8 protein-coding genes and 1 pseudogene are annotated in these 11,001 nt (G+C 69.3%); 3 read left to right on the top strand and 6 right to left on the bottom strand.

Features of this window, described 5'->3' with window-relative positions:
* The 3 genes and pseudogenes from ASG51_RS25115 to ASG51_RS14875 form a co-directional block, all read right to left on the bottom strand.
* Window positions 1-155: pseudogene (locus ASG51_RS25115) on the bottom strand (sugar transporter); the annotation flags it as partial.
* A 265-nt stretch (window positions 156-420) separates the two neighbouring features.
* Window positions 421-1,908, bottom strand: coding sequence for an LTA synthase family protein (locus ASG51_RS14880; RefSeq protein ID WP_056381647.1), 1,488 nt, complete (start codon window positions 1,906-1,908; stop codon window positions 421-423).
* Window positions 1,909-1,915: 7 nt separating this feature from the next.
* Window positions 1,916-3,616 (bottom strand): capsular biosynthesis protein, encoded by a 1,701-nt coding sequence (locus ASG51_RS14875; protein ID WP_244480160.1) that lies wholly within the window; start codon window positions 3,614-3,616, stop codon window positions 1,916-1,918.
* A 484-nt stretch (window positions 3,617-4,100) separates the two neighbouring features.
* Between ASG51_RS14875 and ASG51_RS14870 the strand changes: the two genes are divergently transcribed.
* The 3 genes from ASG51_RS14870 to ASG51_RS14860 are packed head-to-tail and all read left to right on the top strand — an operon-like array spanning window position 4,101 to window position 7,058.
* Window positions 4,101-5,408 carry a capsular biosynthesis protein gene (locus ASG51_RS14870; protein WP_056381643.1) on the top strand — a complete coding sequence of 436 codons (1,308 nt, stop codon included), beginning with the start codon at window positions 4,101-4,103 and terminating at the stop codon, window positions 5,406-5,408.
* Between the two features lie 31 nt (window positions 5,409-5,439).
* Window positions 5,440-6,207 (top strand): SDR family NAD(P)-dependent oxidoreductase, encoded by a 768-nt coding sequence (locus ASG51_RS14865; RefSeq protein WP_056219782.1) that lies wholly within the window; start codon window positions 5,440-5,442, stop codon window positions 6,205-6,207.
* Window positions 6,204-7,058: a formyltransferase family protein gene (locus ASG51_RS14860; RefSeq protein WP_056381642.1), complete on the top strand. Its 855-nt coding sequence runs from the start codon at window positions 6,204-6,206 to the stop codon at window positions 7,056-7,058. Before ASG51_RS14865 ends, ASG51_RS14860 begins: the two co-directional genes overlap by 4 nt.
* A gap of 42 nt (window positions 7,059-7,100) precedes the next feature.
* Here the strand turns inward: ASG51_RS14860 and ettA are convergent, their stop codons facing one another.
* From ettA to ASG51_RS14845, 3 genes are all read right to left on the bottom strand, one after another.
* Window positions 7,101-8,753: an energy-dependent translational throttle protein EttA gene (gene ettA / locus ASG51_RS14855; protein ID WP_056219775.1), complete on the bottom strand. Its 1,653-nt coding sequence runs from the start codon at window positions 8,751-8,753 to the stop codon at window positions 7,101-7,103.
* A gap of 247 nt (window positions 8,754-9,000) precedes the next feature.
* On the bottom strand, window positions 9,001-9,318 hold the full coding sequence (locus ASG51_RS14850) for a hypothetical protein (protein WP_244480159.1): 318 nt from the start codon (window positions 9,316-9,318) through the stop codon (window positions 9,001-9,003).
* A 14-nt stretch (window positions 9,319-9,332) separates the two neighbouring features.
* A complete protein-coding gene (locus ASG51_RS14845) occupies window positions 9,333-10,232 on the bottom strand; it encodes a DNA/RNA non-specific endonuclease (RefSeq protein ID WP_056381639.1) in 900 nt (299 codons plus the stop codon).
* Window positions 10,233-11,001 lie beyond the last annotated feature (769 nt).

Genomic DNA, 11,001 nt, shown 5'->3' with positions numbered 1-11,001 from the left:
TCCACGATCTCGTAGCGGGCGAACGTCCCCTCGCTCGTGGACACGTCCGCCCCCTCCACAACCGCCCCCGTCGTCGGGCCGGCCGCAGGCAGAAGCGAGGTACAGCCCGACACGAGGCAGGCTGTCAGGGCGGCCAGGGACGCCTTACGAAGCATTGTTACTCTCCTGACCGGACCGCGCGCAGGTGCGATCCGGCGACGACGCCCGCCTCGGTCACGGCGCACGGGCGGCGCCATCGTGTTCGATGAAACGCGATCCCGAGGTCGCCCGTGAGGGGACCGGGATCACGGCACAAGCCTCCGAGCGGTGGCCGCGTCGGACGATAGCGGCAAAACGCTGCGATCGGATTAACGGATCGTGCACCCAGGCAGGCTCCGACCGGCCCATGCTGGATCCGGCCGCCTATCCATCACCAATGCGTCACGAGGGTGGCAAAGCCAAGCTCTCCCCCTCTCCGGGGAGCGCGATGATCTGACGGAGTTGACGCCCGAGCTCCGCTGCCGTGAGGTCGCGTCGGGCTCTCCCCCCGCCGGCATCCGGTCCGAACCGGAAGATGGCGTAATCCGTCGCCGTGCCGCCGAAACCGGGCCGGCAATTGGGAAGGGCCGGAGCATGATCGCCGAACACGCAGAGGGTGGCCCGCAGGCCCTCCAATCCGGCGAGGAGGGCTTCCACGGCCCGGCCCGTATTGCGTACATGGGTCAGGTATTGTGCCAGCGGGTCGTCGATACCCGGCAGACGCCCTGGCTTCCACGGCCCGTGGTTCTCCATCGTGATGCCGTACAGAAACAGGGGGCCGCTGCGCGCGCGGACTTCCGCCAGCACGCGGTCGGCCATCGCCGCGTCGCCGACATAGGGTCCCACCCGGGGTGCCTCGGAGAAGTCGTCCTCCATGATCAGGCGATCGAAGCCGAGGCGTGTCACCACCGCGGCGCGGTTGAAGAAGTCGCGGTGGAAGGGATGCACGAAGACGGTCTCGAACCCCGCATCGCGGGCGCGCAGGGGCAGGCTCGTCGGCTCGTGGCCGCCATGGGTGAGGTAGGGGTCGAACACACCGAACCCGAGATCCTCGGCATCGGTACCGGTCAGGACCGCGTGCTCAGTGCGCATCGTGTAGGCCCCGTGGGCCGGCACGCGCAGCCGCCCGTGGAGGGTGGCGCGCTCGCGAATGATCTCCATCAGCGGCAGGGGCGGTCCGCCGAGGCGTACCGGATCGAGGAAGGATTCGAGCTGTACCACGACGATCACGGGTGCGTCGCCCCGCTGGATCGGGGTCGGGAGAGCCGCTCCCCGTTCGGTTCGGCGATGGGCGCGCCAACGAAGGGCATAGCCGAGCAGCGTGGCCGGAAGCCCGAACCGAGCGATGTCGACGTCCAGTGCCGGCGCCGGAAACAAGCGCGCGAGGGCGGCGGCGGCCTTCCCCTCCCCCGAGAGCACCACGCTGCTGACCAGCATCAGCGGGAGGGCCAGGATCGCCAGGATCGCGACGCTCGGCTCGACCGGCAGGATGGTCGGCTCGATCGCATACCAAGCGGCGACCACTGTGAAAGCGACGATGAGCGGCCCGGCCATGCGAGGGTCGCTGAGCGGGCGGGTGTAGTAGAGCTCCGGATGGCGCGGCACCTGCCGCAGGAGGGCGAAGTCGCTGAACACCAGCGGTTCGCCGATGATGCCGCGTTTGAGCCGGCTGACGATGGTGAGGATCAGAATCGTCAGGACGCAGGAGACGCCCGCGAGCCAGGGACGCCAGGAGAACTGAAACCAGAACGCCATCACCCATCCGTAGCCCGCGAGGCGGATCGCGAGGTCGCGGGGACGCCGGCTCACGGGCCGCGCCTGCCCACCCTCGCGGGCCTCGATGGCCAGACCGAGCAGCAGGGCAAGGGTCAGACTGAGAAGAAAGGTCATTGCGGCGTCAGGGCTTCCGGTCCGGAAATCGCTCGACGCCGCGCTTGGCGCGAAGGCGTCGGATGAGAGGGTTCAGCAGAGCGTAGCGCATCCGCATGGTGAGAATCGCCGTTCGACTCATGGCGAGGCGCGAAGGACCGGCCGCATCGCGAGCGGCGGCGAGGCGATCGAGGAGGCGCTCGGCCGAGCACGGCTTGAGAGTGACCGGATCGAGGTAGAGCGGGTAGAGCAGGAGGGCGCCCGCCACGAGTTCGTCGAGCGCGAGCCGGCGTCCCCGATCCGCGCCCGGGGCCAGATCCTCGGTCAGGCCCCATCCGGCGTAGAACGGACGCCCGTGGACCGCGACGGTGCGGCCGCGGATCAGGGCTTCGAAGCCCGCCAGCGAGGTCATCGTCTCGACGTGGTCGACCCGGTCGAGCAGATCCACGATAGAGAGCCCACCGACGATCCGGTCGGCGAGGGTGAGAGCCTCGGCCTCCGGGATTGCACCGGTCCGGAACCCGGCCTCCACGTCGGGATGCGGCTTGTAGAGCAGGAACGCGTCCGGGTTCCGGGCCCGGGCGGCTCGCAGCAGATTGCGGTTCGAGCGCACCACCGGGGAGCCGTGCATCACCGAGGCGTCATCTTCGACCTGGCCGGGGACGAGCACGATCCGGCGATCGCTCGGCCAGTCGCCGGACTCGTCGGTGAGACCGACATTGTATTTGGTCAGACGGCGGGCGATCACGAGTTCGCGCAGGGCCTTCGCCCGCGCGACGAGGTCCGGCGGGAAGCCCGACGTCCGCAGGAGAAAAGCGAGCCGGCTCTCGGTCCGTGGATCGTAATAGATCCCGCGATCGTCGACGACGATCGAGGCGCCGGGGGCGAGGCCGGCCCCGAGGCCCACGGAACGCAGGAAACCGTCCTCGATCCGCGCGAGAGGCACGCCCGCTTCGGCGCAGAGCGGCCCCAGCCGTTCCGGCATGCGCGTGGCCCAGACCCGGACCTGGGCCTGGTGCGCCCGGGCGGCCGCCACGGCATCCTCCGCCGTCATGGTGTGAATCGGTGGTCCCTGCGGACCGACCATGAATGCGTCGAGAACCGGACGCTTCCAGCCCGAGATGCCGACCAGCACCGTCCGTGTCTCGTTGTCGGCGAAGCGGTCGCGCAGCCATGCGACGCGGTCGAGGCAATCCCCGAACCCGATCGGGGCCCGCGTCCAGGGATCGAAGTAGTGGATCCCCGTGCCGTAGCGCAGGGCCACGAGCTCCTGCATCGTCGGGGGCGCGGACGCGTCACCCGCGCGGGCGACGTCGCACCCTGCGAGACGCGCCTCGCAGGCGACCGTCCAGTCGTCGACGAAGACCCGGCGAACCCGTTCGAACAGCGCCCAGGGATCGATCGGGGATGGGATGACCCGCAAGTGCGGAGAGAGGCTCGGCGACAGGTCCGCGCATCCGCCTGAGCCGGCGACGAGGAACGTCCTGTCCGGGTGCGCCGCCAGCACGCGCATCACGAAGGCCCGACGGCGGGCGCCGGAGTGGGCGACGGCGCCCTCGGCGAGGATGAGGGACGGATCGGCGAGACCGGACAAGGCCTCCGAGATGGCCTCGACGGTCCGGCGGGAGAACCGATTCCGTCCGAAGGTACGGGCGCGCAGCAGCGCCTCGGTGTCGACCTGCCCAAGACAGGTTGCGTGGCCAGCGTGGTCGACGCGGAGGCTCGCCATCCCCGTGCCGGGCGTGTCGTAGGGAGACAGCAGGGGACCCGGTCCCACGATCACGGGACGTGCCAAGCGCTGCGCGACGCTGCGAAGAACGCCGGAATGCCACACCACCGGCGCCGCCCCCGGACGCCAGCGGGAGGCGAAGGGGACGTCCAGCGCGGTCGAGATCTCGGATCGCAGCGCGTGAACGCGTCCGCCTGTGGATAAGAGGGATGACGGCAGGGTCGAGGGCATGCGCACTTTCGGATCGACGTAACCGGCCGCTGCCTTAGCATCTTCGGGGCTCCGAGGGGCGTGAGTCGGGAGAGAGCGCTCGCCCGGGCCGGGCAGCCGCACCGCAGGGGGCGTTGCCGTAAAGGCACAGGCCACCGGAAATCCATTCCGGCCCTACGAGCGCCCAATTGCTGGGATGGGAGTCCCGTGCGACGGATTTGACCGTCCAGGGTGGCCCGCCATTGAACGGGCGCAGGAGCAGGCGTCGGAGAGAATGCTTCAGCCCCGCGCAGACATGCATCGCGACGGACAGGCGACGTTCCTCTTCCTCCAGGGACTCGCATCACCCTTCTTCGCAGAGCTGGGCCGCGCCCTGGAGGCGCGCGGCCATTGTGTGCGGCGCATCAATTTCTCGTCCGGCGACTGGCTGTTCTGGCGCCTCCCCTCGGACAATTACCGGGGCCGCTTCGACAAGTGGGGCGCCTACGTCGCGGACTACGTCCGCACGCACGGCGTAACGGACATCGTGCTCTTCGGCGATTGTCGGCCCTACCATGTCGCCGCCACGGCCGCCGCCCAGCCCTTCGGCGTCCGATTCCACGTCTTCGAGGAGGGCTATCTCCGGCCGAACTGGATCACCTGCGAGCTCGGCGGCGTGAACGGCAACTCGGCGCTGCCGAAGACCGCGGACGAGATCCGCGCCGTGGCCCGCCGCCTGCCGCAGCCCGGCCGCGCGATGCCGTCGAGCGGCGACATGGCCCGGCGCAGCCTCTGGGACGTGGCCTACAACATCGCGAATTTCGGCTTTCCGTACTTCTTCCCGCATTTCCGCAGCCACCGGCCGCATCACATCGCGGTGGAATATGCCGGCTGGATCAAGAAGTTCGCCCGGCGCGCCCATACGCGACGCGAGGCGGCACGGCTGAACGAAGCCTACACGGCGATCGGCGTCGATTACTTCCTGCTGCCGCTCCAGCTCGACAGCGACTACCAGATCCGCGTCCATTCCCCCTTCCTGGGGGTCGAAGGCTTCATGGATCGAACGATCGCGTCCTTCGCCGCCCATGCTCCGGCGCCGACCCGCCTGCTGATCAAGCTGCATCCCCTCGACAGCGGCCTGATCAATTGGCGCAAGTACGCCCGCCATTCGGCGCGCCGGCACGGGGTCAACGACCGCCTGGACATCATCGACGGCGGCGACCTGCCCAGCCTGATCGCCGGCAGCCGCGGCGTCGTCCTGATCAACAGCACCGTCGGCATGCTGTCGCTCGAACTCGGGCGCCCGACCTGCGCCGCCGGCAATGCGATCTACAATTTCCCCGGCCTCACGCATCAGGGCGGCGTGGACTCGTTCTGGACGGCTCCGACGCCGCCCGACGGCCCCTTGATGGCGGATTTCCGACGCGTCGTCCTGCACCGCTCGCAGATCAACGGCGGCTTCTTCTCCCGCCCGGCCATCGAGCGAGCGATCGCCGGCACCATCCCGCGGCTGGAAGCGACGCTCCCGGCCGCGGCCCTGGCCGCGGCCCGCGCGATCCGGGCGGAGGACAGCGAGCCCCAGGAACTGGCGCCGGTCTATTGATCCGGTCCGGCCGGGCGCGCTAGCAGTCCCGATGCCCGTCATCCTGATCACCGGCGCGTCCAGCGGCATCGGCGCCGCCCTCGCCCGCCACTACGCCGAAGCCGGCACGACGCTGATCCTCCAGGGTCGGGACCGGACCCGTCTCGAGGCGATCGCCGACGCGTGCCGCGCCAAGGGGGCTGCCGTCGAGACCCGACGCCTCGACATTCGCGAGCGAGCATCCGTCGCAGACTGGCTTCAGGGCGCCGACCGCGCCCATCCCCTCGACCTCGTCATCGTCAACGCGGCGATCAACGGCGGCGATCCCGGCGGGGACGTGGAGACCGAAGCCATGGCCTTCGAGACCGTGGAGGTGAACCTCCTCGGCGCCCTCAACGTCGCCCTGCCCTGCGTGACCCTGATGCGGGCCCGCGGCCACGGGCAGATCGCGCTGATCTCATCCCTGGCGGCCTTCGCGCCGCTCCCCGACGCGCCCTCGTACAGCGGAACCAAGGCGGCGCTGCTCGCGCATGGTCTGGCGCTGCGGGAGAAGCTGAAGCCGCACGGCGTGCGCATCAACGTCGTCACCCCCGGCTACGTCAAGACCGCCATGGGCGGCGAGTACCAGGGCTGGCGTCCCCTCGAGCTCAGCGCCGAGGACGCGGCGCGGCGGATCGCGCGCGGCCTGGCCAAGGACCAGGACATCGTCGCCTTCCCGTGGATCCTCGCGGCGGGCGCGCGCGGCGCAGCCCTGCTGCCGGAATTCCTGCGGCGCCTCGGCATGAGCGGTTTCAAGTTCAAGATCCGGGTCGGGCGGTGAGCCGCCCCCGGATCGCGGTGTTCGTGCTGGAGGCCCTGCCGAACGCCCGCGCCGTGCGCCGCTTCGTCGGCGACCACGCGACGGAGATCGCCTTCGTCGGCCTGTCGAACGCCGAACGACCGAGTTCCGGCGGCCTCGTGGGACAGGTCCGGCGCCATCTCGCGCGCTCCGGCCCGGCGATCCTGCCCTATCTCGGCGTCAATTTCGGACTGCCCGATCTCCTCGCGCCGCTCTCGCCGCTGACACGCCGGCTGACCGGCGTCAACAATTCGGCGGGTGCCACGCCCCTGAAGGCGCTCTGTCGCGAGCTTCGCATACCGACGCTGAAGGTCGACGACGTCAACGGTCCGGAGGTGGCGCAGGCCTTCGCGCGGCACACCCCCGATCTCATCGTCACCTTCCATTTCGACCAGATTCTTTCCGGCCCGACCTTGATCCGCGCACCGCTGGGCGGCCTCAACGTCCATCCCGGCCTGCTGCCGCGCCATCGCGGGCCCGTGCCGACCATCCACGCGCTGGCGGAGTCCGAGCCGGCCTTCGGGGTGACGATCCATCGCCTCGCCGTCACGATCGACGCCGGCGCGATCCTTTCGCAGGAAGCGGTCCGCCTACCGGAGGATACGACGGCGACCCGCGCCTCGGTGATCCTGCACGAGCACGGGCGGGTCCTGCTCGACCGAGCGCTCGCGGACCTCGCTGACGGAGGACTTCCCGCCGGGACGATCGCGCCGGTCCTGCCCTATTGCCCGTTTCCGGACCGGACCCTCCTCAAGACACTGCGCAGCCAGGGCCGCAAGCTCACGGACGGGCGGGACCTGAAGGACGCCCTGACCTTGAGCGCCCGGGCCTGAACCGGCGCCCGCCTCCTGGGAAGCGGGCGCCGGGCCGTCGTCTTATCGCGAAAACTTCTTGTACTTGATCTTCTTCGGCATCAGCGAATCGGCGCCGAGGCGACGCTTCTTGTCCTCCTCGTAATCCGAGAAGTTGCCCTCGAACCACTCGACGTGGCTCTCGCCCTCGAAGGCGAGGATGTGCGTGGCGATGCGGTTCAGGAACCAGCGATCGTGGCTGATGATGACGGCGCAGCCCGCGTAATCCTCCAGCGCCTCTTCGAGGGCCCGCAGGGTCTCCATGTCGAGGTCGTTGGTCGGCTCGTCGAGCAGCAGAACGTTGGCGCCGCCCTTCAGGGTCCGGGCGAGGTGGACGCGGTTGCGCTCACCGCCCGAGAGGGTGCCGACCTTCTTCTGCTGGTCGGAGCCCTTGAAGGCGAAGGCGGCGCAATAGGCCCGGGAATTGATCTCGCGCTTGTTGAAATAGATGATGTCGTTGCCGCCGGAGACCTCCTGCCAGACCGTGGCGTTCGGATCGAGCGCGTCGCGCGACTGGTCGACGTAGCCGAGATGGACGGTTTCGCCGACGGAGATGGTGCCGCCGTCCGGCTTTTCCGCACCGGTGATCATCTTGAACAGGGTCGTCTTGCCGGCGCCGTTGGGGCCGATCACGCCGACGATGCCGCCGGGCGGAAGCTTAAACGAGAGATCCTCGATCAGCAGACGATCGCCGAACGCCTTGTTGAGGTGCTCGAACTCGATGACGTTGTTGCCCAGGCGCTCGTCGATCGGGATGACGATCTGCGCCGAGGCGTCGATCTTGTCCTGGGACTTGGCCACCAGCTCCTCGTAGCGGGTGATGCGGGCCTTCGACTTCGACTGGCGGGCCTTCGGCGAGGCGGCGATCCACTCCTGCTCGCGGTTGATCGCGCGCTGGCGGGCCATGTCCTCGCGGCCCTCCTGCTGGAGCCGCTTCTGCTTCTGCACCAGCCAGGCCGAGTAGTTGCCCTCGTACGGGTAGCCGCGGGTCCGGTCGAGCTCGAGGATCCATCCCGTGACGTTGTCGAGGAAGTAGCGATCGTGGGTCACGATCAGGATCGCGCCGGGGTACTGACGCAAGTGGCCTTCGAGCCAGTTCACCGTCTCGGCGTCGAGGTGGTTGGTCGGCTCGTCGAGGAGCAGCAGTTCGGGCTCCCACAGCAGCAGCTTGCACAGGGCCACGCGGCGGCGCTCGCCGCCCGAGAGGGTCGCGACGGGCTGCTCGTCGCTGGGGCAGCCCAGCGCCTCCATGGCCTGGTCGACCTTCGAATCCAGCTCCCACAGGTTGGCGGCCTCGATCCGGTCCTGAAGGGCGGTCATCTCGTCCGCCGTCTCCTCGGAATAGTTCATGGCGAGTTCGTTGTAGCGGTCGAGCAGCGCCTGCTTCTCGGCGACGCCCTCCATCACGTTCTCGCGCACGGACTTGTTCGGATCGAGCTGGGGCTCCTGCGGCAGGTAGCCGACCCGGGCACCCTGGGCGACGAAGCCTTCACCGGTCCAGTCCTTGTCGATGCCCGCCATGATCTTCAGCAGGGTCGACTTGCCCGATCCGTTGATGCCGAGCACGCCGATCTTGGCGTCCGGGTAGAAGGACAGGTTGATGTTATCGAGGACTTTCTTGCCCCCCGAATAGGTCTTGGTCAGACCCTTCATGTGGTAGATGAATTCGCGCGCCATGGTGGTATCCCTGTCGTGTCGGCGGCCCGGCGCGCCCTGCGCCTCGACCATCGGAATCAGCGTGTGCAGTGTTGCGCGGCTGCGTCCGGTCGAACCGGACGGCGTGCCGCGCCAAGAGCGCCGATGCGGTCGGACCTCGGGCGCTCGCCGTCGTCGAACCGCTTCGCGTGAGAGTGTTGCGCCGGAGTATCAGGGCGGCGACCGACCGGCAAGAACGGGGCCGAGAAGAAGGGCCGAGATCCCGGCCTCAGGCGAAGGGGTTCTTCACCGTGTCGGCGGACCGCGACTCCTCCGCGACCTGTTCGGGCAACGGCGCCGCCTCCAGGGCGGCCACGATGGCGGCGAAGGCCGCTGCGAGGGCCCGGGCCCGCTCCAGCCCGCGCGCGTCCCGCGCGAGGTCGAGACTGCCGTGGATGGCGATCCGATCGCGGCCGTTCTCGACGGAGAGACCGCCGATCGTCTGGACGGCCGCGTCGTCCGCGAAGGGCGCGAACCGGACCGGGCTCTTCTCCGACCGCGTGTCCGACGACCGGTCTGGGTCATGGGGGGCACCCGTCTTCGGCATCGGAACACCCCCCCTCAGAAGATGGCACGCATCAGATCGCGCCAGAGACGCCGCAAGGCGCGATGCAGCTGGTCCTTGGCCCAGGACTCGAACGAATCCGTTTGGGGCGCCCGGCGGCGCGGACGCTCGTCGCCTTCGGGCTCGCCCCGGGAATAGGCCCGCGGCTCCGGCAGATCCATCGCCCGTACCTTGGCGGTGGAGACCAGCATCGGAAAGACGTCGAGCCCGGACACCGTGCGCAAGGTGTCGACGGAGACGGCCTGCCAGGGCGGATTGTCCTGATTCGCCATCAGGTAGGCGCCCGCCTCCCCGGTGGCCGGGTCGTAGAGCGCCTTGAAGAGCTGGGTCGGCACCAAAACGCGCCCGTTGATCGCCTGGACGGCATCGCCGGAATAAATCGGTCCGGTCACGACGTAGAGCGTCCCGCGTCGGGTGGCGAGACGCCGGACGCTCTCCTCAATCGCCGCCCAGAGCCCGCGATTGAGGGCGTGGTCCTGCGGGACGATGTTGGCGAGACTGAAGGACTGCGCCTGGGCCACGCCGGTCGGCATGTCGCCGGCCGGGGCCATGTGGCCGCGGTCGTATCCGCTACGGGCATAATCATCGAGCCGCGCCCGGTCGGCCGCCGGCAGCGCATCCTCGTCATGGAAGGCGTCGATGCGGTCGACCCGGCGAGCCGCCGCGACGCTGTCCCGCGTCAGGCGCTCGGCGGCGTAGAGCGGTGTCCGCGAGAGGCCGGAATGGAGCACCGCGAAGGCTTCGTAGCAAAGCGGCACGGCGCGTTCGGCCAGTTTCGGGTTGATGATCTCCGGCCGGCGCCCCTCCGCGAACGCGTCGGCGCAGCCCTCGGCCAGGGCCGCAACCGGTGCGACGCAGAGCCAGGCAGACAGCAGCAGGAGGCGTGGACCGACCATGGATCGCGTGGGCTCAAAAGCATACGCGGACTTTGCGGATCCCCTGTGGAGTCGCCCGCGTGCGATAGCCGCAGGGCCGACCGAGGGTACCCTCGAAGGGACGCACATCGCGATCGGCCGGACCGGGTCCTGCCTGGACGCCGCAGGTGCCGGGTGTCCCGCACGGGAACGTGAAGGGCTCGACCGGCGCGTGTCGGCGCACGAGCGACGGGTCGGCGGTACGGCCCGCCGCCCAGGCGGAACCGCTCGCGAGTGTCGCGATCACGGCGAGGCCGGCGGGAAAGCGGAGGAGCGACATGGCCTGCCTCGATGCGGGATCGGCGGACGGGAAAAGACGATCGCACCGTTGATCGGAACGAGCGGTGGGATTACCTGCCGGAGTTCAGGCGTCGGCGCCAGCATCTCCACAGTCACGGCGCGGCGACGGATCGGTCTCCCGCGCTTCGGATTTCGGAATGGAATTGCAGACCGCGCGCGGTCTGTGGGAAAGCGCAAGCGCCCCCTGGCGTGGCAATGCCGCGTAATGACGTTATAAGTGCGATCGAAGGGCCCCGGTTTCGTCTTGGGGCATGCATCGTTCGAGGGTCGGTCCGCGCAGAGCGTTGGCGGCGGGCCGGATCGAGCGGGTGCCAGCAAACGAACGGGTGTGGATTCAGTGTCACGGCAAGAAACCTCGCAAGAGAAGACCTCGCAAGACAAGATCGCGCCGGAGCGGGCGCAAGCGACCGCGGTGACCGCGTCGGAGGCGACGGCGATCCTGGACGGTCTG

Source organism: Methylobacterium sp. Leaf465 (genome assembly GCF_001424705.1).
Taxonomy (GTDB): domain Bacteria; phylum Pseudomonadota; class Alphaproteobacteria; order Rhizobiales; family Beijerinckiaceae; genus Methylobacterium.
The sequence above is the reverse complement of the archived record's forward strand: the minus strand, read 5'-3'. Positions and strand labels throughout refer to the sequence as shown.